The organism is Mucilaginibacter sp., from assembly GCF_036568825.1.
Taxonomy (GTDB): Bacteria; Bacteroidota; Bacteroidia; order Sphingobacteriales; family Sphingobacteriaceae; genus Mucilaginibacter.
In genome coordinates this window covers 26,470-49,574 of sequence record NZ_DATCRU010000107.1, presented here as the reverse complement: position 1 = coordinate 49,574, position 23,105 = coordinate 26,470, and the positions used below count along the sequence as shown (strand labels likewise).

The following is a 23,105-nucleotide window of genomic DNA, read 5'->3' as shown; positions in this document are numbered from 1 at the left end:
TCAAATATATGTTCGCATACGCGATGTAAGTCAAAATTTTTCGGATAAATATTAACTAATTTGAAAATATACTTATAAAAACTCTTTTTATTCGCCTTTTTTACCCTTGATGGCTAAAATTTTATAACATGTGGATAAAAAATTCAAGTCATGGGTCTTATAGATTTAAGCATCTAAATATCAGTTGATTAATTCAACAATTTTTATGGCTTTTCTTATCATTTGTCAGCCATCAAATACAGTAATTCAGAAAAAAAGTACACTTGTGTACAATAATATCTACAATACCGCGTCTAAGAGGTCTAATTAATTTAACTATTATGAAATTACAGAACAGACAACTCCGTAAGGGGATTGCCATGTCCATGGCCGCGCTTAGCGCAACATTATTCATTGCTTCATGCTCGAAAGATGCAGAAGTTACTCCTCAAACCACGCAAACTACTTCTGTTGCAAACACTGCCGCTGCAGATTTTACCAGCAAATCGTTAGCTACAACTTACAAAGCTTCTTCGGCAATAAGCTATAGCGGTAAAAGCAATATTACTATCAGCGGTTTATCTATTACAGGCGGTACCTATTGTATATATCTCAATAATTGCAGCAACGTGACCATTACCAACTGCCATTTGGCAAACGCCAGCAAGTACGAAGTTTACCTGACCGGAAACTGCAAAAACATATATATGAACAATTGCTATGTTACCGGTGGTGTATCAGGCGTACACGTTGAAAATTCATCTGGTATCCGAATTAACACTAACCAGTTTAGAAACATCAACGGACCGTTCCCTGGTGGTAACTTCGTTCAGTTTGTAAATGTGAGCGGCGGTGGTAACCAGATCAACTATAACCGTTGTCAAGACGACCCGGGTGTTGGTAAACCTGAAGACGGGTTGAGCGTATACCAATCAAACGGTTTACCAGGCGACTCGATTCAGGTGATCGGCAACTGGATCCGTGGAGGCCAGTATTATAACACCAGCGGTGGCGGTGCAGGTATCGTTTTAGGTGACGTAGGCGGATCATACCAGGTGGCCAGAAACAACTATGTTGTTAACGGCGGTTTTGTTGGCATGCAGGTACAGGGTGGTACCCACATTAAAATGGACCACAATGTTATATATGGTGGCGTTACTCCTTATTCAAATTGCGGACTTTGTTATGGTAATTACTCCGGAAAGTCAAGCTCGGATATCAATATGAGCTATAACAAGGTGAAATACTTTAAAACTAATGGCCAGGAACAAGACCTTTGGACATCAGGACTGACACCAACCGGCTGGAGCACAAATACTCAGAAAGCTAATATTACTGCAAGTATCCTTCCAGCCACTATCATTACATTAAACTAAATATAAATTAAAGGGAAGCAGAGTGATCCGTTTCCCTTTATTATTAAACAGATGTATTTTAAAATTACTGTTTGAACTTAATTAATAAGACCAAATTCTATTTTGACGCTCTTACAAGTACAATAAAATTATAACTGGTTGTTAAATTATTTTACAGAATCCATAATAAAATGACATTTTATTACTGAATTGCCTCAAACAAATGAAATTAAATTAAGTTTTGAAAAATAAAATATACTTTGAAGAATTTTCGGATTGACTTTTTTCACAAAATGTGGAAATTAATTTTGAGAATTTTTAAATAAAAACAAGTTGACAAAAAACATTCTTAAATTATTAAAAATCAAATATTTATAAAATAAAAAGAAAAGAAAGCAATAGAAGCTCGCTGTCTGTTTCAACGTTCAGATGAAATTTATTTTCATCTGAGACACAATATTTTATTCAATTTGACGTCTAAGCTTCAAATTAATTTAACTATTATGAAAAGACAGTACACACTGGCTCTCGTTGTAATAATAGGATTATTTACAACATCACTAGTCACCTCATGCAGTAAGGATTCTCAAGTTCAACCCGCTGCAACATCCTCAACTGAAGTTCCAACTAATTCGATGAGCGGTTCTTTTACCAGTCATGCGTTGGCAACTACTTACAAATCTTCTTCTCCGGTTTCTTATTACAGTAAAAACAACATTACCATCAGTGGTCTCTCCATCAATGGCGGCACCAACGGTATTGCGCTTTACAACTGTAACAATGTTCACATTACTAATTGCAAAGTTTATAATACCTCTAGTTTTGGTATTATGCTCAACAACTGTACCAATATTACGGTTGACTATTGCTACGTAACAAATGCCAAGTCAGGCGTACATGTTTATAAAGGATCGGGTATAAAAGTGAACAATAACCAGTTCTATAATATGAACGGTCCGTTCCCTGACGGTTGTTTTGTTCAATATTGCAGTGTAAGCGGCGGCGGCAACCAGATCAATAATAACAAATGCCAAGATGATGCATGGCATGGCCACCCGCAGGATGGTATAAGCTTATACCAATCTAACGGTAAACTGGGTGACTCTATCCAGGTAATTGGCAACCAGATCAAAGGCGGCCAGGTTCAGTTTGACTCAGGCGGTGCTGCAGGTATTGTATTAGGCGACGTAGGCGGTTCATACCAAGTAGCCCGCTGGAACAAGATAGTTAACTCAGGATTCGTAGGTATGCAAGTTGTTGGTGGCAATAATATCAAAATGGACCACAATACAATATACAGTTCAAGCACTCCTGTGTCTAATACCGGAATTAATGTTGGCAATTACTCGGGCCAATCTATGTGGAACATCAATGTCTCATACAATTGGGTCAAGTGGATCCAGAAATCCGGGAAAGAGTGGGATCTATGGCTTGACAAAGTAGCTACGCCAACGGGTTGGAGCACCAACGTTCAAAAGGCAAATATCAGCTCAAGCGCGGTCGCTTCACCTTTGATAACCATGAACTAATTTAAATAGCAGAAAATATTCAATCATTTTAAATAAAAAAGAGAGCCTGCATAAATTGCATGCTCTCTTTTTCATTTAGGATGCAGTGTTAAATCAATTTAAACTCCGAAGAGTTATTTATGATTTTTTAAAGTATCATCCATACACCTAAATTACTTTAAATAATTCTTCTAAAATATTGGTAAATAATTCTTTGTAGCCTTTGTATTTTTTATAAAAGTCACGGTTTTGTTACACAAATAGCATGAAAATATCTTTAACTCCATAGCAAATAAATATTGTTTTAATTATTTCTGACAATTTTTATTCACAAACGGTGGAAATTTTATCGCTCTCGCAAAAAGAAAGAAGCAAATTGACACGCCTCGAGTTAATTAATTGAAAATCAATCAGTTCTATTTTTACAAATGATAAATAGTTTTCCTCTTTGGAAGAGAATTGTCGTTTAGATAAAATATTTTATTATTTGAAATCCAATATTTTATGCAACTTCGCTCCTGTAAATCTAATTAATTTAACTATTATGAAAACATCAAAACTGAACTGCAGAGCCAGTATTGCCACCCATTTTGCAGTACTGGCTCTTGTGTTATTTGGCGCTTCATGTAAACAAGATGCACAAGTTACACCGGCAACAAGTACCACCACCGTGTCGTCCAACTCCATGAGTGGTTCATTTACCAGTAATGCGCTGGCTACAATTTATACAACTTCCTCCCCTATTTCTTATTACAGCAAAAGCAACATCACTATCAGCGGTCTTTCTATTAAAGGAGGAACTAATGGTATTGCACTTTACAACTGTAACAATGTTCACATTACCAATTGCAAAATTTATAACACTTCCAGCTTTGGTATTATGCTGAATAACTGTACTAACGTCACTGTTGACTATTGCTATGTAACCAATGCCAAATCGGGAGTGCATGTTTACCAGGGATCGACCATCAAAGTAAACAATAACCAGTTTTACAATATGAATGGTCCGTTTCCCGACGGCTGCTTTGTTCAGTTTGCAAGTGTTACGGGCGGCGGCAACCAAATCAACAATAACAAATGCCAGGATGATGCTTACCACGGTCATCCGCAGGATGGCATTAACCTGTATCAATCCAGCGGAAAGCTAGGCGATTCGATCCAGGTAATAGGCAACTGGATCAGAGGCGGCCAGGTGCAGATGGATTCAGGCGGCGCCGCCGGTGTAGTGTTGGGCGACGTAGGTGGTTCATACCAGGTTGCAAGAAACAATATCGTAGTTAATTCAGGTTATGTAGGCATGCAGGTTGTTGGTGGTAACAGTATTAAAATGGATCATAATACCATCTATAGTTCCAGCACACCGGTTTCAAACACCGGTATCAACTGTGGGAATTATTCGGGTAAATCCAGCGGGAACATCAATATATCCTATAATAAAGTGAAATGGATCCAGAAATCCGGTAACGAGTGGGATTTATGGTTAGATCACGTAGCTACCCCAGCCGGTTGGAGTACCAATATTCAGAAAGCGAATATCAGTGCAAGTGTACTGCCGACAACCATTATCACGATGAACTAATTTAAATATTAGTAAAATATCTTATAATTCGTTACCAAAACAGCGGCCTATAGATTACTATAGGCCGCTGATTTTTAATAGTCCTGTCGTCAATTTAAATCTTTCATATTTTGATCCTCGCTACCAGGCATTTACCAAAAGGAGCGAACACTAAATTAACTTTAAATAATACCGTTAAAATTCTGGTAATTAGCAGTTTGTTAACACGCCATTTTAGCTCATTCTCCAAAAGAATTTACACGAAGCCAATTAAAACATCTTAATTACGTGGTAAAAAATTCTTCTTTAACGAATTTCCAACAATACTTCTTCACAAATTGTGGAAATTTTATTTTAAGCGCTCGGAAATTGTTTGAACATTTAATTATGTATTTGTAACTAATTGATAAACAATAACGTATAAGAGTGTCTAATTAAAATAATAATTTAATTTGTTGGATATAAGCGAGTTGAGGTAAGAATTTTTTTTCGTTGAAATCCAATAATTTATGCAAATTCACAACAACAGCTCTAATTAATTTAACTATTATGAAAAACCACAAATCAAGCCGTGCAGCCGGTATTGTAAAACTTCTTATGATACTGGCTCCACTGGCATTCATCACCTCATGTCAGCGAGACGCCGAAGTGTTACCCTCCACATCAACCAGTTCAGTCGGTAGCACATTTAACAGTAAATCTTTAGCAAGCGCTTACACAACGTCATCCCCGATCTCGTACACGAATAAAAACAATATTACTTTAAGCGGATTGTTGATCTCTGGCGGCACCAACGGTATAACGTTTATTAACTGCAACAATATAGTAATTCAAAACTGTGTGATAATGAATTCATCCGGATTCGGGATAATGCTGAACAATTGCAAGAATGTTTATGTTCAAAATTGCTTTATTACCAATGTAAAATCCGGCGTACACGTTTACCAGGGTTCCGGAATTGTGGTAAACAGTAATCAATTCTTAAATATGAACGGGCCGTTCCCTGATGGCTGCTTTGTACAATTTGCTTCGGTAACCGGCGGGGGAAACAGGATCATGTATAACAGATGCGAAAACGTTGTCGGCGTAGCACAGCATCCGCAGGATGGTATCAGCTTATATAAATCAAGCGGAATACAAGGCGACTCTATTATGGTATATGGTAACTGGCTCAGAGGCGGCCAGGTGCAGATGGATTCAGGTGGTGCTGCAGGTATTGTTTTAGGCGATGTTGGCGGATCATACCAGGTTGCCCGTCAAAATTATGTACTTAATTCTGGCTACGTAGGTATGCAGGTAGTAGGCGGATCGAACATTAAAATGGACCATAATTATATTTACAGCTCAAGCACGCCGGTTTCAAACACAGGTATCAACTGCGGAAATTATTCCGGCGCTTCCAGCTATAATATCAATATATCGTACAACCAGGTGAGATGGTATCAAAAGTCTGGCAACGAATGGGATCTGTGGCTGGATAATGTTGCAACCCCAACAGGTTGGAGCACCAATATTCAGAAAGCTAATCTTTCCTACAGCATACTTCCTGCTACTTTAATCACAATGACCAGCAAATAAGCTATTGTGTAGAGTATAAAGAAAGCCGATAGTAATCTATCGGCTTTCTTGTTTAGAAACCCTATGCAGGCTTTATCACCAAATCTTCAAAATTTTAATTTTTAATGAACAATTGATTTATACTATTGTATTATAATCGCATCAGAAATAAAGTTGTTTTTTTCTGGTAAAACAGAATTTGCTTTGCTGCGTAGAAAGGGTTGAGAATGAATGATATTACTTTAAAGATACACCAGTTTATCGAGGATAAACTTGGAGTTGACAAATCGGCTATAAAAGATTCCGCTTCATTTTATAATGATCTGGATGTAGACTCCCTGGATTTTTGCGAGTTGATTGTAGATGTGGAGAAAGAATTTAACATACAAATACCGGATGATGTATTCGACAAACTGAAGACCGTTGGTTCTCTGGTAAACTATGTTGCAAAGGCAACATATTCCGAACTGCCTAAAGTAGCAAGGATAGAAACGGTTAAGGAAGAGCGTTTGAGCGCGTAAGCATGTTTAGCAGCGTGCACTTACCTTTATTTGCTATCTCTATATCTTTCTTCAAGATGCTTTTCTTTATCAAATTGATTGTTTGATATTTTATTCAAGATTTCAATAAAAGAGGTTTTCATGCCTTTTGCCATCGGTCTTGCATCATGAACCAATGAATAGACTTTGAGATTTTTATCTACAGCAAGGAAATTACCATCTTCCAAATCATAGAAAGCATAGAACGTGCGGTTGTTAAAATCGATATCAAAAATATCGTCCGGCCCCAGAATATTTTTGATATCCTGGCCTAAAAAATCGTAGAAAATGTCGGTGTCATCCGGTGGAAAAGCAAATGGAGTCTTTTGAATGCCTTCAACATTTATTCTATTCAAATCAAATTCCTTTAATTGGTAATTTGAGTTTTCGATCTTCAATCCATGAATTAAGTTATTGCCGACAAGTATCTGAACGTCTTCAAATCGACCGGTGATTTTTGAAAATATTTTTAGTCCGGATATTTTAAAATTCTGTCCCCGTTTTTTATAAACGGAATAAGTTTCTCCTGGGTAGCTAAGCGTTACAAATTTGAAATCAGGATTACCCTTCCAATTCTCCAATCCAAAAAATCTGCATGCGATAGCCTGTTCTCTAAGTTCTTTATATTCAAAAGGCAAGCTCGATATAATAGCTTTAAATAATTCATTCTGCTCTTCTCGTCTAACTTTCCTCTTGTATGGCGGAAATACTGTTCCTAGTGCTTGTTGAAAAATATTCATAAATAAGGTTTAGTTGATCAAGATTGTTTCGTAAGGAAAAAGGACATCAACTCAATTCTTTCATCAGCTTATCAAAAGCTTCCTTCAACTCAGCAAGCTCCTGCTCAAGTTTGGCAACACGGGCTTCTAATCCACCTCCTGATGATGTTCTCACAGGTTCTTCAAAAGTGCTTTCGTCGCTCCAATCGGTTGAGCCGCCAAGCAGGTGAACATAGCGCTGCTCTTTTTGCCCGGGGCGACGAGGCAATTGTTTAATATAAGCGTGATCGCCGGATGAAAGCTCTGTTAACAGATCCTGCACTTCCTCTATCGATTCAAACTCATATAACCTGCCCGAATTGGTGTTTAGCTCACCGGGAGTCTGCGGTCCGCGAAGGATGAGCAGGCATATAATGGCTACCTGCGACGGGATAACCGGGTAAGCTATGGCAAAATTGTGCTTATATTTTACAACACGGTCGGTGCCACCGGTTGCAGTAGATACCAGGCCGCGCCTTTTTAATGTATTTAATGCCAGTACAACGGTCTCCTCAGTATATTGAACCACCGGGTTGCGGGATGTTTTCTGATTACATGCGGCTATGAGGCTGTTTACAGTCATGGGGTAATAATCGGGCGTGGTGCGGCTTTTTTCCATTAATGAGCCCAGCACGCGCAGTTCTGCGTCATCCAGTGCGGGTAAGGCTTGTTGTGAATCCATTGCTAAAGATAAAAACAGCCCGAACTTTTTTCAAATAAAAAAGCACCACCCCAACCGGATGATGCCTCATTGTAAACCTAAATAAACCCTAATATTAATTTTGATAGAAGAAGTATGATTTTGCATCACCATCTTCATATACGTGCATTTGTTTCTTTACACTCTGACCCTTTGAAACCACTTCTACAGTGTAATCACCGGTTTCAAGACTTGAGATAAGATAGCTTTTTTCGCCGCTTTGACCTTTTGACAACATGTCTTTAAAGATTACGTTGTTTGCATCGTCATAAACAATAACTACTGCTTTACCGGCTGATTCCTTATCGATCTTTACGCCGAAACCGTTATCTTTTTTCAACTGAACGAATGAAATTTCATCTGTTTTGTTATCTCCGTTTTTTACTGATGCTGTTGCTGCAAAAACGCTTGTACCTAATACTGCTAATATTGCTGCTAGTGCGATTGACTTTTTCATGATCTTTTTAATTTTTTATTGTAAACCCTAATATGTTCTGTTAATTGAATGACCAAAACAACAACATCTTTCGGCGCTAAAAAAATATATTAGACCAGCGGTTAAAAGGTATAGACCAACAGGCATTTTAGACGCAGAATTACATATAAATGACTAATTATTAGATAAATACACGACTTGTGGTGAAATTTTCAGTATTCGTAGAGCCAGACGGACGGTTCGTCGATGAATAAGGGGATAAATTGCCGGTTTGGATGATTTGTTGACTATGCAAACCGCCTATTGAACTCACCTGGTCATTGCTTCGTTGACCACCCTCCGCTTCGCGCAAAGAGGGGATTTTTATTCTTTTACTCCTTATCCCTCTTTACCGCTAGCGGTAGAGAGGGAAGAACAGCGCAGCGCTTTCGGGTGAGTCAACACGGAGCTATAAATTGACCAAACACAAAAAAAGCACCATCTTTCGATGATGCTTTTCTGCGAGCGGTTGATATCAGAACACTAATTAATGTCTTCAATTCGCCTTGAACCATTGTTGTAGATGTAGAACTTTGTTTTTACATCATGGTTCTTAGAATAAACTTCAACGGTGTACTGCCCGTCTTGTAATTGTGTGGTCAGATACTTGGTTTCATTGTTGAGACCGCTTTTCAATTGGTGTTTGAAAATACCGTCGCCATCACTGTCATAAATGATGACCATAGAATTTCCGGGCATATTCTTATCCACCATTAAGGCAAAACCGCGGCTGTGTTTCAATGGGACAAGACTTACCTGGCTGGTGGTGTGGTTGGCTTTGTGATAGGATTTAACATGAATTGATGCGAAAGCTCCTGTTCCTAAAAGTATCAGCATAAACAGGGCGATCCATTTAATCGACGTTTTCATGGCATTTAAGTTTTAGTAACTGTAATGAATGTTAAAGAGCAATTCCTTGTTAATAAAGGCTTAACAGGTGGTGACAAGAAAAGTTTTTTATTTTTTATTATAAATATCTCATAACCAGGCTAATGCGTGTATATTTTACGCTCTTGAACAAAAATAATTTTATAAAATACCAGACAAATCCGGTTAATTTGTAAATCCATGTCGCTTTTTATTGCATCACTTAATTCGGGCAGCAACGGCAACTGCTATTATATCGGTAATGAACGCGATGCCGTGCTGATTGACGCCGGAATTTCCTGCCGCGAAACAGAACGGAGGATGCTGCGGATCGGACTGTCAATGAAGAAAGTACGGGCCATTTTTGTATCGCATGAGCATAGCGATCATATTAACGGCATCACCGTTTTATCCAAAAAGTACGATCTACCGGTTTATATTACCCCTGCCACTTTACAAAGCAGCGGATTACATTTGGCACATCACCTGCCCATATCCTTTACCGCTTATCAGCCTGTAATGATCGGTGAAATAGCCGTTTCAGCTTTTCCCAAATTTCATGATGCTGCTCATGCTCATAGTTTTATACTGGAGTATCGGGGTGTAAAGGTGGGCGTACTAACAGATATAGGCGCAGCGTGCGAAAATGTGAGGAAGAATTTCAGCCAGTGTCACGCAGCATTCTTAGAGGCCAATTATGATGAAGAAATGCTTGAAAAAGGGCGTTACCCTTATCATCTTAAAAGGCGCATCCGCGGCGGGTTGGGCCATTTATCCAATAGCCAGGCGCTGGAAATTTTCATTAATTACCGTTCTCCCAATCTGAGCCACTTGCTGCTATCGCACCTTTCAAAAGATAATAACCGACCCGAACTGGTTCAGGAGCTATTCAGTCAGCATGCCAATGGTACTGAGATCATTGTTGCTTCACGTTACCAGGAATCAGCGGTGTATCATATCAGCGGGGCATCTTTAGCTGAACAAAAGCATGTTGTTGTTCAGAGTGGGCAGATGCAGTATAGTTTGTTTTGACCGCTGATTACGCTGATTAAATGATTACGCTGAATTGAAAAGTTGGTCTGTTAATCTCCTCACTGATTTAAGAGTTAATCGAAGCGTCTCTTGAATCTATTAATAAAAGCCAGACTGTGTCTGGAGCATGGCGCAAAATTATTTCGTTCTCCAAACATACTTTTCGTTGCATACCCGGACGAAGTCCTTCATTTCATCTATGATTTAAGTCAGAGACTTAAACCAGTGTTGGGTTGGGACTTAAACCAGTATTGGTGTTCACAAGCGTTCACCGTGTTCGTGAACACACATAAAACCTTTCTGCTTTTGCCTTTAAGCTTTCACCTTCTCACCCACTAATAATTTAACATACAACACTTCACATTTATTTTTATATTCATAGCAACCTTTGATGTGCAATTGATTTATGAAGATGCTACTTAAGAAGATACTATTTAAAACACTGAAAATAAGCGGGATTATCATCGGAAGTATTTTACTGCTGATGTTTTTACTGCCACTACTTTTCCCGACAACCATCACCAATAAGATAAAACAACTGGCCAATCAGAGCCTGAATGGTAAGGTGGAGTTCTCAGGAACAAGTCTTTCCTTCTTCAAACGCTTTCCTGAACTGACGCTGACCTTGGAGGATTTTTCATTGAAAGGCAGTGCGCCATTTCAGCAGGATACGCTGGTTTCGGCAAAGGATATTTCCTTCGCGCTTGATCTGACCTCACTGCTGAAAACCAAAATACAGGTGAGCAAAATATACCTGAGCAATGCGTTTATCAATATCGAGGTGGACAGTTCGGGCCGGGCAAATTACCTGGTATATAAAGCGCCTGCACAGAACGATAAGTCGAAGGCAGATACGGCAAGCGCATCGCTTGGCATAGAACAGATCATTATTGAAAAGAGCCACCTGGTTTATGATGATCTTTCCATTCCCACAATGATAGACGCACGCGACTTTAATTATAAAGGCAGTGGGGATTTTACCAAGAACGTTTTCGATTTGTCCTCGCATCTGGAGGTTGGGGCGACAGACTTTATTTATAATAATGAGACTTACGTTAGTAATAAGGTGATCAACGCCGACCTGGTGACGAGCATCAATACAAAATCGCTGGCCTTTGAGTTCCAGAAGAATGACCTGAAGATCAATAAGCTGCCTGTACAGTTCAAGGGGCGTTTTGCTTTCCTTAAAGATGGCTATGATATGGATTTCGAGTTTACCTCGCATCAAAGCGACCTGAGCGATATTTTTACGGCGCTTCCTCCGGGTTATAACAAATGGGTAGATCACCTGGATGTGAACGGTACCGGCGAAATACACGTGGGGCTGACCGGACAGTATATCGCTGCGAAAAACATTCATCCGGATTTTACCTTCAGCATGAAGGCAAGAAACGGTTATATCTCCAGCGAAAAAACGCCTTCACCTGTGCGCGATCTGTACCTGAACATAAACGCCAAAGTACCAAATCTTGATCCGAATAAGTTATCATTCAGCATTGATTCCCTGCATTTCAGAATAGATCAGGATCATTTTGATTCAAAGTTTAGTGTTAATGGTCTAAACTCGCCGAAGATATTTGCAAGGGTAAATACAGAAATCGACCTGGAAAAATGGAATAAGGCGTTTGGCGTAAAGACAGTTGACCTGAAAGGGCGTTATTCACTGCATTTGCTGGCTGATGGTGTATATTCAACCGGCCTGCAAAAAAATGGTTTGCGCCATGTAGATACTGTAGTGACCAGCATTCCAAAGTTCAGCCTGAAATCTTCTTTCAAAAATGGGTATGTGAAATATGCGAAGATGACCGGTGCTGTAAGCAATATCGGTTTTGATCTGGATGCCAATTGCCCGGATAATAATATCAAGCATGCAACAATGGCGCTCACTAATCTGAATGCATCTGCTTTAAATAACTTCATCAAAGGTTATTTTAAACTGAGCAATGCTGATGGCCTGGCAATGGACGGCGCTTTACAATCCAAATTCCGCTTAGATGACCTGAAACAACTTTATCCTATTGATGGAGCGGATGTACGCGGCGACCTGAGTTTCGACGTGAATACTAAGGGGCGCTATATCCCGGCCAAAAAGATATACCCGGTTACCAGGGCTGAGATCAACCTGAATAATGGCTATGTGCAAACCAAATATTACCCGGATCCGATCAAGGATTTGCAGATCAGTGCCAATATTATTAATACCACAGGTACGCTTAACGGAATGAAGGTGCTGATCAAGCCGGTGTCGTTAAATTTTGAAGGACAACCATTTGTATTAAAAGCCGATCTGAAAAACTTTGCCGATCTGCAATATAATATCAGTTCGCACGGCACATTGGATATAGGCAAGATTTACAAAGTATTTGCATTGAAAGGCTATAATGTAAATGGCCTTATCACCACCAACTTCACTTTAAAAGGCAAGCAAAGCGATGCAACTGCAGGACGGTATGATCAGCTATTTAACTCTGGTACGATGAAGGTAAAAGACCTGGCGCTTACCTCAGATTTGTTCCCCAAACCTTTCATCATCAAAAACGGCCTGTTCAGCTTTAAGCAAGATAAAATGAACTTTGACGCCTTTACTGCCAATTATGGCAAATCGGTTATTGTGATGGACGGAGCCTTATCTAATGTGATCGACTATGCCGTAAAACCTAACTCCACTTTGCAAGGCAATTTCAACCTAAAAAGTGGTTTAATTATAGCCGACGATTTTATGGCCTTTGCAGACGGACCATCTCCATCTACGACTGCTCCAGCCAACGCAACTGCTACTAAAGGCTCCGCTTCGGGCGTCATCCTCGTTCCAACCAACCTGAATCTGAATTTTACCGCCGATGTAAAAAAAGTGAAATACAGTGGCATGGACATCAATGATGTAAAAGGACAAATGATCATTAACAATGGCCAGATTCAACTCAAACAGGCTGGCTTTAACCTTATCGGCGCACCGGTGGTGATGGATGCTACTTATGGCAGCATAAATCCGCAAAAGGCTTATTTTGATTATCATATCAGTGCACAGGAGTTTGATATCAAAAAGGCCTATAACCAGATAAAACTGTTCCACGATATGGCTTCATCAGCCAAAAGCGCCGAAGGCATAGTAGGATTAGATTATAAACTGAGCGGCAAGCTGAACAGCAACATGAAACCAATATATCCATCGCTAAAAGGTGGTGGTGTGCTGACGTTGAAACAAATCAAACTAAAGGGCTTTAAACTATTCGGCGCCGTAGGAAAACAGACCGGCCACGATAGCCTTTCCAAACCATCCGACGTATCAAAAGTGGATATCAAAACCACTATCGCCAATAATATTATTACCATCGAGCGTACTAAGATGCGCATAGCAGGCTTCAGGCCAAGATTTGAAGGACAGGTAGATTTTAATGGCAACATGAACCTTCAATTCCGACTCGGATTGCCGCCATTTGGTATATTCGGTATCCCGATGACCATTACCGGTACGCAGGAGAATCCGAAGATCAAGCTTGGTCATGGCAAAAAAGAGGATGAGCTGAAAGAGGAAGCGGATGATGGGAAGTAAATCCAACATAATCGGATATTGACTCACCCGGTCATTGCTTCGCTCGACCACCCTCTCTATGCTTTGCATAAAGAGGGTTATTTTTAATTTTTCCTTTCCTTACTCTCTTTACCGCTTGCGGTAGAGAAGGTCGAACAGCGCAGCGCATTCGGGGTGAGTTGAAGCCTGAGCCGAATATTTTACGCACAGTTTTTGATTTGGTATTTCAGAATTAATGTACCGATGACTAAATTGCTGCAATGACCCTAACCGACCGGACGCGACTTGTACAAACGATATCCGACCTTGAAAAGGTATGGGATATTATTGTGGTTGGCGGCGGCGCAACTGGTTTGGGCACCGCCTTGGATGCAGCCTCTCGCGGTTATCAAACATTATTATTAGAGCAGGCTGATTTCGCCAAAGGTACTTCGAGCCGGAGCACAAAACTGGTGCATGGCGGTGTCCGGTACCTGGCACAAGGCAATATCGGGTTAGTTCGCGAAGCTTTGTATGAACGAGGCTTATTGTTAAAGAATGCACCTCATCTTGTAAAGAATCTTTCATTTGTTATACCGAATTATAGCTGGTGGGAAGGCATGTTTTATACTATCGGCTTAGGTATTTATGATTTGTTAGCAGGCAAGCTCAGCTTTGGACGGACTAAACATATTTCAAAAAAACAAATTCTTGCCGAATTGCCGGGCATCAATCCAAAAGGCTTGCATGGCGGTGTGGTTTATCATGATGGGCAATTTGATGATTCACGTTTAGCTGTTAATCTCGCTCAAACCTGTTTAGAACAAGGTGCGACTGTACTTAATTATTTTCGCGTTACAAGGTTAATCAAAAATGACCAGCATAAGATTACCGGTGTTAAAGCAATTGACAACGAAACGGGGGCAATATATCAGCTTAGAGCAAAAGTGGTCGTCAATGCTACCGGCGTGTTTGTAGATGATCTATTGCAAATGGACGAACCGGAGGATAAGCCGTTGGTACGTCCAAGCCAGGGCGTACATGTGGTGATCGAGCGCTCATTTATGCCATCGGACGAGGCATTGATGATCCCTAAAACACCAGACGGACGGGTATTATTTGTAGTTCCCTGGCACGATAAACTGGTGGTTGGCACTACTGATACACCGATCGATTCACACAGTCTTGAACCAGTGGCTCTGGAAACGGAAATCGATTTTATATTAAATACAGCAGCAAAATATCTTACTAAGGCCCCAACAAGGAAGGATGTATTAAGTGTGTTTGCAGGTTTGCGTCCACTAGCCGCCCCGCAGAACGACTCATCCAAAACCAAAGAAATATCACGCAGTCATAAGCTGATGGTTTCAACTTCCGGAATGATCACCATGATCGGAGGTAAATGGACCACTTACCGTAAAATGGGTCAGGATGCTGTGGATAAAGCTATTGTAGTCGGAGGTCTGAAGCCGGAAGTCAGCAAGACCAAAGATTTGCCTATTCACGGAAGTATAAATGGGCTTGATTGGAACGAGCATCTCTATTTCTATGGCAGTGACCGGGATGCCGTGTTAGATTTAGTCAATGAAAATCCTGATTGGGGTCAAAAAATTCATCCCAAATATGATTACTTACGGGCAGAAGTAATTTGGGCAGTCCGATATGAAATGGCACGAACTGTTGAGGATGTATTAGCCCGCCGGATACGTTTATTGTTTCTGGATGCTCAGGCAGCTATCGAAGCGGCACAAGTCGTTGCCGAACTGATGGCTAAAGAGTTAAAAAAGGACGCTACATGGCAAGAGGAGCAGATTGATTCTTTTACCAAATTAGCGCAGGCCTATTTGTTACATTGAATAGTACAACGTAGATTTATAAACCAATTATTCTACAGCCTAAATGGAACAATATATTCTGGCCCTTGATCAGGGTACCACCAGTTCGCGTGCAATCGTATTTGACCACCTTGGACAGATCAGGTCGGTCGCCCAAAAAGAGTTTACGCAGATATTTCCGCAACCAGGCTGGGTAGAACACGACCCAAACGAGATCTGGTCGACACAAGCCGGCGTAGCCGCTGAAGCGACGGTAAAAATGGGTATAAACGGTACCAATATCAAAGCCATAGGCATTACCAATCAGCGTGAAACCACTATTGTTTGGGACCGTATCACCGGTGAACCTATTTACAATGCCATTGTATGGCAGGACAGGCGTACAGCAGGTTTCTGTGACCAATTGAAGAATGATGGTCATGTCGACCTGATCCACTCAAGAACAGGTTTGGTAATTGATGCCTATTTTTCAGGGTCAAAGATCCGCTGGATATTGGATAATGTTCCTGGCGCTAGGGCAAAAGCAGAGGCTGGTGAGCTGGCCTTCGGAACAGTAGATAGCTGGCTGGTTTGGAAGTTTACCAGAGGCCGGATTCATGCCACAGATGTAACCAACGCCAGCCGTACCATGCTGTTCAATATTCGCACACTGGAATGGGATAAGGAATTGCTCGACCTGTTCAGAATTCCTATAAGCATGCTGCCCGAAGTAAAGCAAAGCAGCGAGATATATGGCGAAACGGCTACCACCATCTTCGCATCAAAAATTCCGATTGCAGGCATAGCCGGTGATCAGCATGCGGCACTATTCGGACAGATGTGTATTGATAATGCTATGGTAAAAAATACCTATGGCACAGGCTGTTTTATGCTGATGAACATTGGCAATCAATTTATCGAATCAAAAAATAACTTGCTCACTACCATTGCATGGAAGATCGACGGACAAACCCAATATGCCTTTGAGGGCAGTATATTTATCGGCGGTGCAGTAGTACAATGGCTGCGGGATGGTTTAGGGGTGATCAAAACGTCATCCGAGGTAGAAAACCTGGCCCTAAGTGTGCCAGATACTGGAGGAGTCTATTTTGTTCCGGCATTTGCAGGTTTAGGTGCGCCTTACTGGGATGCCGAAGCACGGGGAACGATTGTAGGATTAACACGTGGCTCAACATCGGGGCACATTGCACGGGCGTCATTACAGTCTATCGCCTACCAAACTATGGATGTGCTGAAAGCTATGGAAGCTGATGCAGGGATGCCGATAAGAGAATTACGTGTGGACGGTGGCGCTACAGCCAATAACTTATTGATGCAATTCCAGGCGAATTTGCTGAACTGCAAAGTAATAAGGCCGAATGTAATAGAAACTACTGCGCTTGGTGCTGCTTATTTAGCCGGATTGGCTGTAGGTTATTGGAAAAATCGCGAGGAAATCCAACAGTTATGGCAAGCGGAGAAAGAGTTTATTCCATCCGTCACACCTGAAATTGAAAAAGGAATTAAAGGCTGGAAAAGAGCGGTAAAAGCGGCACAGGCATGGAGCGAGGATAGTGAATAGTGAGTGGTGAATAGTGAATGATCTTTTATTGATATTCATATTCAATTACTGTTCTTTTTGCCGAAAAAAGGGGCTATACGACCTAATTCACTACTCACCGTTGACCATTCACTATTATTCTAGTATCTTGATTCTCAAAAATAAACCTATATACGATGTCACCATTCATGGCCGAGCTTATCGGCACAATGCTGCTCATACTGTTAGGCGACGGTGTAGTAGCCAATGTTTTATTAAATGATACCAAGGGCAACAACAGCGGCTGGATAGTGATCACTACCGCCTGGGGTCTGGCTGTTTTTGTAGGCGTAACTGTTGCCGGGCCAATCAGCGGGGCGCACTTGAACCCGGCAGTTACAGTCGGGCTGGCCATTGCAGGCAAATTTGCGTGGGCCAATGTGGGTTTCTATATCCTTGCTCAGATGTTGGGTGCAATGTTGGGCGCATTCCTGGTTTGGTTGATGTATTATGATCATTTTCAGAAAACAAACGACCCGGGTTCTGTCCTGGCAGTGTTTTGTACCGGTCCGGCTGTGCGCAATTATCTGTCTAATATCATAAGTGAAATTATTGGCGCTTTTGTGCTGATATTCGTTGTATTTTACATCACCGGAGCCGAAATAACACCTTCTAAAACTCCAATCGGTTTGGGTTCTGTCGGTGCTATCCCGGTGGCGTTTTTGGTTTGGGTGATCGGTTTATCATTGGGTGGAACAACCGGGTATGCCATTAACCCTGCCCGTGACTTGGGGCCACGCATTATGCATATGCTGCTGCCTATTAAAAGCAAAGGCAGCAGTGATTGGGCCTATTCGTGGATACCCATTGCCGGACCGATCATCGGAGCTGCAATAGCTGCCCTGTTGTATATGAATCTGCGTTAGTAATTTTTGCCGTTATGAAAAAGTATTGGGTTGGGTTGTTGGTATGCCTGTCTGCAATTATTTGCAAGGCACAGGAAAAACCTGTTATTATTGGTTATGTGGGTGGGTTTAAGGGACTCATCCACATCAATGTATCACCGCAAAAACTTTCAATCATTAATTACGCTTTTGTTGATGTAAAAGACAACCGAGCCTGGTTGCATCATGAAACGACCGATACGATCAATTTCCGAAGATTAAACGATCTGAAAAAACAGAATCCAGCACTAAAAGTAATTATTTCTATCGGTGGCTGGACCTGGAGCGGCAATTTCTCGGATGCTGTTCTGACTGATACTACCCGTGCTGCATTTGCCGCAAGCGCCGCTGATATTGTGCGGAAATATGACCTGGACGGCATCGATATCGACTGGGAATATCCCGCCAGGAAAGGGATGAAAGGAAATATCTACCGTCCGGAGGATAAAGTAAACTATACCCTCATGTTCCGCGATCTGCGTCGTGCCTTAGATAGTATCAAGATCCAAACCCATAAGTCGTACCTGCTTACTTGTGCTGTTGGTGGTTTTAAAGATTTCGTCGACAATACTGAAATGGGCAAGGCCTCACAGTACCTTAACTACATCAACCTGATGACGTACGATTTCAACGAAAAAGTAGCCGGTCATCATACCAATCTCTATAAGTCGAAAAAATACAAGGATAAAAACAGTGCCAAAAAAGCGGTAAAAGCCTTTATAGCCGCCGGTGTACCTACTGACAAGCTCGTGATGGGCCTGGCTTTTTACGGACGGGTATATAATCTGGCTTCGGATACCAAAAAAGGGATCGGTGATAGTATTCTTAACCGCGACAAGGGTTGGGGATATACTACAATAAGAGACAGCCTGATCAACCAAAACGGCTACATAGCCTATCGGGATAAAAAAGCCAAAGCATCTTACCTGTACAATGCCGCAAAACGACAATTTATCACCTATGACGATGAGTGGTCAGTAAGAAAAAAATGCAAATATGTGTTATCGCATAAAATGGGTGGGGTAATGTTTTGGGAATACAGCTCTGACCCAAAAGAGTATTTACTTAACGAAGCAGACGCTATACTATGGCGATGAAACCATCGGTTTAAGGCAAAACGAGGCAGTGCCAACACTGTTTCTGCTACGTAAAACTACGCGACATTTGGCACGTGTTAATCACATTTGTTTATAATAAATACTGTAAATGAGCGCTTTACGACAACCTATTGCTTAACTTTTTTTAAAAGCTATCGTATCACCCATATTGCAAGTAAGCAATAAATCCTATTTTTAGTCCGAAATCCCTAAAAACCCTACTATTTATTATGGAAACTCAAGAAAGAACACCGGTACTAACAGGAAGAGAAGGCGCGGAGATTGACATTAAACAGGCAAAAGATTGGACACAAAACCATCGCCAACGCAATCCAGGCGGCGTGGTATCACAATTTTTTGGCCGTGAGATTTTAGAAAAGATTCTTAGTCAGCCTGATTGCATAGGCCTGCGTTTTTATTATGCCAACGCCAAACCTGCAAGTAGCTGGCAACGTTTTACAGCTAAACTTTTTCCAAGATCGGAAGGAGAAGTACACCTGGTCTTTACGGGCGTAAATCATTTCGGCCAGGACCAGTTGCCATCATCTGGCACCCAGGTAGAGGCATTTGCTTTAAAAACCTCGGCAGCAGCCGGCGGCGCTTCTACCTCAGGTACTATTGGCGAACAGTCGGTACCATGCCCGGGCGGAGCAGGTTGCCCTCAAAATGGACTTTAGTAGCAACTCATAGTAAATGTCCATTGCTGTTTTATTAACTAATGTTACTGTCATATCGGACTTTCTTCCGGTTATTGCAGCATTATATAATTATCGCCGCCTTGATTCAACTTTAAGGTTAATGGCGCTATTTTGCCTGCTGTCAATTATTCCTGACCTGGTCGGATTAATTACCACTTATCTCAACATCGTGTATAATAGTCTTTTTTTAATACACCTTTTTGATATAATGGCGACAGTGTTTTTTACTTTAATTTATCAGCGCGCATTTTATAAACCGATATTCAAAAAAATGACATTGATTTTTGGCATCACGGCTCTTTTAGCTTTGATTTTCAATGTCATTTTTGTAGAAAGCATTTGGTCGTACCCCTCTGTTTCCAACACCATCTTATCTGTATTGCTTATTATCTTATCCCTGGTTTATTTCTACGAACTGCTAAGTCGGCAGGAATTTACTTATATAGAAAAGCAAGGCATGTTTTGGATCAACTCAGGGGTACTTTTTTATTATGCCATCACTATCTTCCTGTTTATGTTGTATAAGAAGATGAGCGACGCTGATAGACCGAACTACTACATGATGCAGTCGGTGATGAATATTATTGCTAACTTAATTTTTTCAGTAGGATTACTTTGCAAACCCCAGAGTCACAAAACACACTGATCTCGGTATTAATAACGGGCACTCTTGTTGTTATTATCCTGGTTGTGTTCTTATTTCTCTTCGTGATCATCTATCAACGAAGAATGATAAGGAACCAGGTGGTTTTGCGTCAACTGCATGATGAAAAGCAAACCGACCTGTTAAATGCTGTATTTGAAACGCAGGAAACCGAACGTAAGCGGCTTGCTGAAGACCTGCATGACAGTGTCGGTCAGGTTCTGTCAGCTATTAAACTTAATCTTCACCGTTTGGACAAGATCATCCAAAATGATGATCCAAAAAGTCTGCTGTCCGATACCCGCAAGCTGACGGATGAGTGTATACAGGAGATCCGCAACATTATTCATAATGTATTGCCTCCGGTTTTGACTGATTTTGGTTTGATAGATGCGCTGCAGGCATTGTGTGAGCGCCTGGAGCAAAACACCGATATCAAAATAACCTTTACAAAAGAATTGCCCAATGAACGTTTCTCTTCAGAAATTGAGGTAACGCTATATCGCATAGCCCAGGAGCTATTTGGCAATGCGGTAAAGCACTCAGGAGCCACAGCCATACAATTGCAATTGACAAGGGAGAATGGCACATTAATGATGGCCTTTAGTGATAATGGCGTTGGGTTTGACCCTGATAATATAAAACATGGTTTCGGGTTAAAAAACCTCGAGAGCCGAACGCAGTTTATAAACGGCAAAATACATACCTATACAAAACCCCACAGTGGTACCCTGACCACCATAAAAGTGCATTTGTCCTGATTATTAATTATATTCATTAATTTTAGCCTGTCTATGAAGCAGATAAATCTGGCAATCGCGGATGATCATAAAATTTTCAGGAACGGCTTAAAAGCTACGCTGGAAGATTGCCCCGACTTTAACCTCATGATCGAAGCATCAAACGGAAAAGAGCTGATCGGCTTACTGGCCGACCACAAACCCGATGTGATCCTGATGGATATAAAGATGCCCGAGATGGATGGCATGCAAACTACGGCCCACATTCATCAGCATTTTAAGGATATCAAGGTACTGGCCCTATCTATGCATAATGAAGATAAGTACATTGTGGATATGATGAAAGCCGGAGCATCAGGTTACCTGCTCAAAAATGCCGAGCCGGAAGAGATCATCGATGCCATATCAACAGTATACAACAAAGGTTTTTATTTTAATGAACATCTTTCTGTAACCCTTATCAAACAGTTGGTAGGTCCTGGCAGCCACAATGAAGGCAGCGGTCAATATGCCGTCGACCTGAATGACAGAGAGATAGAAGTACTAAGACTTGTTTGCCAGGAATGCTCCAACCAGGAGATTGCCGATAAAATATTCCTGAGTGTTCGAACTGTGGAAGGCTACCGTGCGCGCCTTTTCGAAAAAACAGGCTCGAAAAATCTGGTGGGGTTAGTGATCTTCGCCATCAAAAGAGGAATTATCACAGTTTAATTTAAGAAGGCGGAATGTCCAATGCGGAATCTTTCCTTTCTGCATAATTCCGAAATCAAACTTCCGAATTCCGCATTCTATAATACCTTTGCCCTATGGACACCATCACCTGGCACGATTTTGAGAAAGTAGAACTGCGCGTCGGCACGATCCTCGAAGCAATTGATTTTCCCGAGGCAAGAAAACCAGCATTTAAAGTGCGCGTAGATTTTGGACCTTTCGGCATCAAATGGTCGAGTGCTCAGATCACCAAACATTATACTAAGGAACAATTGGTCGGCCGTCAAATTGTTGGGGTGATCAATTTTCCTAAAAAGCAGATCGCTACATTTATGTCCGAGTTCCTGGTTACCGGCTTTGCCGACGACAACGGAGATATCGTTTTAACCGCTGTTGAGCACCCTGTGCCCAATGGCAGTAAATTAATATAATGCAGCCTCACCCTAAATCCCTCTCCAGGGGGAGAGGGACTTTTAAAAAATAAACTACTTATGCGATACTATACATTCGATAAGGAAGAGCCTGCGATATCGCCCGATGATTTTTTTATGAACGAGGCGCTGAAGGAGGCTAAACTGGCATTAGCTGAAGATGAGATTCCTATTGGCGCGGTCGTGGTTTGTAATGGGCAGATCATTGGCCGGGGGCATAATCTCACCGAACGGCTGAACGATGTTTCGGCCCATGCCGAAATGCAGGCTTTAACCGCAGCTGCCAATTTTTTAGGAGGGAAATATCTTCGCGATTGCACACTGTATGTAACCCTCGAACCCTGCGTGATGTGCGCCGGAGCTTGTTACTGGTTTCAGCTGAGCAGGATCGTTTTTGGAGCGTATGACACCAGAATGGGTTTTGGTCGATTGAATCAAAAAGTAACCCATCCCAAAACATTGATCACAGGAGGTATCCGCGAGAATGAGTGTGCCGAATTGGTGCGCTCGTTTTTTAAAAGTAAGCGGGCTAAGTAGTTGAACACGATTTATAGGATTAAAAGATCAACAAGATGAATCCTGTAAATCATAAGAATCCACCTAATCGTGTTCAGACAATAACTTGACAATATTTTAGAACAAAAGTCA

At 41.2% G+C, this 23,105-nt stretch carries 21 protein-coding genes; 17 read left to right on the top strand and 4 right to left on the bottom strand.

What is annotated here, in order from left to right; translation table 11 throughout:
* The first annotated feature begins 320 nt into the window (after positions 1–320).
* From VIM89_RS23370 to acpP, 5 genes are all read left to right on the top strand, one after another.
* The gene (locus VIM89_RS23370; RefSeq protein WP_488158608.1) at positions 321–1,355 is read left to right on the top strand and encodes a right-handed parallel beta-helix repeat-containing protein; all 1,035 of its coding nucleotides are present in this window, start codon (positions 321–323) and stop codon (positions 1,353–1,355) included.
* Between the two features lie 482 nt (positions 1,356–1,837).
* Positions 1,838–2,863 carry a right-handed parallel beta-helix repeat-containing protein gene (locus tag VIM89_RS23365; RefSeq protein WP_488158607.1) on the top strand — a complete coding sequence of 342 codons (1,026 nt, stop codon included), beginning with the start codon at positions 1,838–1,840 and terminating at the stop codon, positions 2,861–2,863.
* A 523-nt stretch (positions 2,864–3,386) separates the two neighbouring features.
* Entirely contained in the window at positions 3,387–4,421 is a 1,035-nt protein-coding gene (locus tag VIM89_RS23360) for a right-handed parallel beta-helix repeat-containing protein (RefSeq protein ID WP_488158606.1), read from the top strand.
* Between the two features lie 528 nt (positions 4,422–4,949).
* Entirely contained in the window at positions 4,950–5,978 is a 1,029-nt protein-coding gene (locus VIM89_RS23355) for a right-handed parallel beta-helix repeat-containing protein (RefSeq protein ID WP_488158605.1), read from the top strand.
* A 206-nt stretch (positions 5,979–6,184) separates the two neighbouring features.
* Positions 6,185–6,478, top strand: a complete 294-nt coding sequence (gene acpP / locus VIM89_RS23350) for an acyl carrier protein (RefSeq protein WP_488158604.1) — start codon at positions 6,185–6,187, stop codon at positions 6,476–6,478.
* Positions 6,479–6,504: 26 nt separating this feature from the next.
* On the opposite strand, the gene VIM89_RS23345 is transcribed toward acpP, so the two are convergent.
* From VIM89_RS23345 to VIM89_RS23330, 4 genes are all read right to left on the bottom strand, one after another.
* Positions 6,505–7,236 carry a hypothetical protein gene (locus VIM89_RS23345; RefSeq protein ID WP_488158603.1) on the bottom strand — a complete coding sequence of 244 codons (732 nt, stop codon included), beginning with the start codon at positions 7,234–7,236 and terminating at the stop codon, positions 6,505–6,507.
* 46 nt (positions 7,237–7,282) lie between these two features.
* The gene (locus VIM89_RS23340; protein ID WP_488158602.1) at positions 7,283–7,936 is read right to left on the bottom strand and encodes a YceH family protein; all 654 of its coding nucleotides are present in this window, start codon (positions 7,934–7,936) and stop codon (positions 7,283–7,285) included.
* 94 nt (positions 7,937–8,030) lie between these two features.
* Entirely contained in the window at positions 8,031–8,411 is a 381-nt protein-coding gene (locus tag VIM89_RS23335) for a hypothetical protein (protein ID WP_488158601.1), read from the bottom strand.
* 501 nt (positions 8,412–8,912) lie between these two features.
* A complete protein-coding gene (locus tag VIM89_RS23330; RefSeq protein ID WP_488158600.1) occupies positions 8,913–9,299 on the bottom strand; it encodes a T9SS type A sorting domain-containing protein in 387 nt (128 codons plus the stop codon).
* Positions 9,300–9,497: 198 nt separating this feature from the next.
* Here VIM89_RS23330 and VIM89_RS23325 point away from each other — a divergent pair, with 198 nt between their 5' ends.
* From VIM89_RS23325 to VIM89_RS23270, 12 genes are all read left to right on the top strand, one after another.
* Complete coding sequence (locus VIM89_RS23325) at positions 9,498–10,328, top strand: MBL fold metallo-hydrolase (protein ID WP_488158599.1); 831 nt, start codon at positions 9,498–9,500, stop codon at positions 10,326–10,328.
* Positions 10,329–10,734: 406 nt separating this feature from the next.
* Entirely contained in the window at positions 10,735–13,881 is a 3,147-nt protein-coding gene (locus tag VIM89_RS23320) for an AsmA family protein (RefSeq protein WP_488158598.1), read from the top strand.
* A gap of 239 nt (positions 13,882–14,120) precedes the next feature.
* Complete coding sequence (locus tag VIM89_RS23315; RefSeq protein ID WP_488158597.1) at positions 14,121–15,695, top strand: glycerol-3-phosphate dehydrogenase/oxidase; 1,575 nt, start codon at positions 14,121–14,123, stop codon at positions 15,693–15,695.
* Between the two features lie 43 nt (positions 15,696–15,738).
* The gene (gene glpK / locus VIM89_RS23310) at positions 15,739–17,235 is read left to right on the top strand and encodes a glycerol kinase GlpK (RefSeq protein WP_488158596.1); all 1,497 of its coding nucleotides are present in this window, start codon (positions 15,739–15,741) and stop codon (positions 17,233–17,235) included.
* Between the two features lie 155 nt (positions 17,236–17,390).
* Positions 17,391–18,119, top strand: a complete 729-nt coding sequence (locus VIM89_RS23305) for an MIP/aquaporin family protein (protein WP_488158595.1) — start codon at positions 17,391–17,393, stop codon at positions 18,117–18,119.
* 14 nt (positions 18,120–18,133) lie between these two features.
* Positions 18,134–19,234, top strand: a complete 1,101-nt coding sequence (locus tag VIM89_RS23300) for a glycoside hydrolase family 18 protein (RefSeq protein WP_488158594.1) — start codon at positions 18,134–18,136, stop codon at positions 19,232–19,234.
* Between the two features lie 230 nt (positions 19,235–19,464).
* Positions 19,465–19,911: a hypothetical protein gene (locus tag VIM89_RS23295; RefSeq protein ID WP_488158593.1), complete on the top strand. Its 447-nt coding sequence runs from the start codon at positions 19,465–19,467 to the stop codon at positions 19,909–19,911.
* Between the two features lie 292 nt (positions 19,912–20,203).
* A complete protein-coding gene (locus tag VIM89_RS23290; RefSeq protein WP_488158592.1) occupies positions 20,204–20,578 on the top strand; it encodes a hypothetical protein in 375 nt (124 codons plus the stop codon).
* A gap of 83 nt (positions 20,579–20,661) precedes the next feature.
* A complete protein-coding gene (locus tag VIM89_RS23285; protein ID WP_488158591.1) occupies positions 20,662–21,336 on the top strand; it encodes a sensor histidine kinase in 675 nt (224 codons plus the stop codon).
* Positions 21,337–21,369: 33 nt separating this feature from the next.
* The gene (locus VIM89_RS23280) at positions 21,370–22,026 is read left to right on the top strand and encodes a response regulator transcription factor (protein WP_488158590.1); all 657 of its coding nucleotides are present in this window, start codon (positions 21,370–21,372) and stop codon (positions 22,024–22,026) included.
* A gap of 95 nt (positions 22,027–22,121) precedes the next feature.
* Positions 22,122–22,457, top strand: a complete 336-nt coding sequence (locus VIM89_RS23275) for a tRNA-binding protein (protein ID WP_488158589.1) — start codon at positions 22,122–22,124, stop codon at positions 22,455–22,457.
* A 60-nt stretch (positions 22,458–22,517) separates the two neighbouring features.
* Positions 22,518–22,994: a nucleoside deaminase gene (locus VIM89_RS23270; protein WP_488158588.1), complete on the top strand. Its 477-nt coding sequence runs from the start codon at positions 22,518–22,520 to the stop codon at positions 22,992–22,994.
* Positions 22,995–23,105: the final 111 nt, after the last annotated feature.

Coding starts and splice junctions, on each gene's coding strand:
- VIM89_RS23290 (WP_488158592.1), top strand. CDS start 20,204: ATGACATTGATTTTTGGCATCACGGCTCTTTTAGCTTTGATTTTCAAT.
- VIM89_RS23295 (WP_488158593.1), top strand. CDS start 19,465: ATGGAAACTCAAGAAAGAACACCGGTACTAACAGGAAGAGAAGGCGCG.
- acpP (WP_488158604.1), top strand. CDS start 6,185: ATGAATGATATTACTTTAAAGATACACCAGTTTATCGAGGATAAACTT.
- VIM89_RS23370 (WP_488158608.1), top strand. CDS start 321: ATGAAATTACAGAACAGACAACTCCGTAAGGGGATTGCCATGTCCATG.
- VIM89_RS23320 (WP_488158598.1), top strand. CDS start 10,735: ATGAAGATGCTACTTAAGAAGATACTATTTAAAACACTGAAAATAAGC.
- VIM89_RS23305 (WP_488158595.1), top strand. CDS start 17,391: ATGTCACCATTCATGGCCGAGCTTATCGGCACAATGCTGCTCATACTG.
- VIM89_RS23275 (WP_488158589.1), top strand. CDS start 22,122: ATGGACACCATCACCTGGCACGATTTTGAGAAAGTAGAACTGCGCGTC.
- VIM89_RS23325 (WP_488158599.1), top strand. CDS start 9,498: ATGTCGCTTTTTATTGCATCACTTAATTCGGGCAGCAACGGCAACTGC.
- VIM89_RS23355 (WP_488158605.1), top strand. CDS start 4,950: ATGAAAAACCACAAATCAAGCCGTGCAGCCGGTATTGTAAAACTTCTT.
- VIM89_RS23300 (WP_488158594.1), top strand. CDS start 18,134: ATGAAAAAGTATTGGGTTGGGTTGTTGGTATGCCTGTCTGCAATTATT.
- VIM89_RS23360 (WP_488158606.1), top strand. CDS start 3,387: ATGAAAACATCAAAACTGAACTGCAGAGCCAGTATTGCCACCCATTTT.
- VIM89_RS23330 (WP_488158600.1), bottom strand. CDS start 9,299: ATGAAAACGTCGATTAAATGGATCGCCCTGTTTATGCTGATACTTTTA.
- VIM89_RS23340 (WP_488158602.1), bottom strand. CDS start 7,936: ATGGATTCACAACAAGCCTTACCCGCACTGGATGACGCAGAACTGCGC.
- VIM89_RS23335 (WP_488158601.1), bottom strand. CDS start 8,411: ATGAAAAAGTCAATCGCACTAGCAGCAATATTAGCAGTATTAGGTACA.
- VIM89_RS23285 (WP_488158591.1), top strand. CDS start 20,662: ATGATAAGGAACCAGGTGGTTTTGCGTCAACTGCATGATGAAAAGCAA.
- glpK (WP_488158596.1), top strand. CDS start 15,739: ATGGAACAATATATTCTGGCCCTTGATCAGGGTACCACCAGTTCGCGT.
- VIM89_RS23345 (WP_488158603.1), bottom strand. CDS start 7,236: ATGAATATTTTTCAACAAGCACTAGGAACAGTATTTCCGCCATACAAG.
- VIM89_RS23270 (WP_488158588.1), top strand. CDS start 22,518: ATGCGATACTATACATTCGATAAGGAAGAGCCTGCGATATCGCCCGAT.
- VIM89_RS23365 (WP_488158607.1), top strand. CDS start 1,838: ATGAAAAGACAGTACACACTGGCTCTCGTTGTAATAATAGGATTATTT.
- VIM89_RS23315 (WP_488158597.1), top strand. CDS start 14,121: ATGACCCTAACCGACCGGACGCGACTTGTACAAACGATATCCGACCTT.
- VIM89_RS23280 (WP_488158590.1), top strand. CDS start 21,370: ATGAAGCAGATAAATCTGGCAATCGCGGATGATCATAAAATTTTCAGG.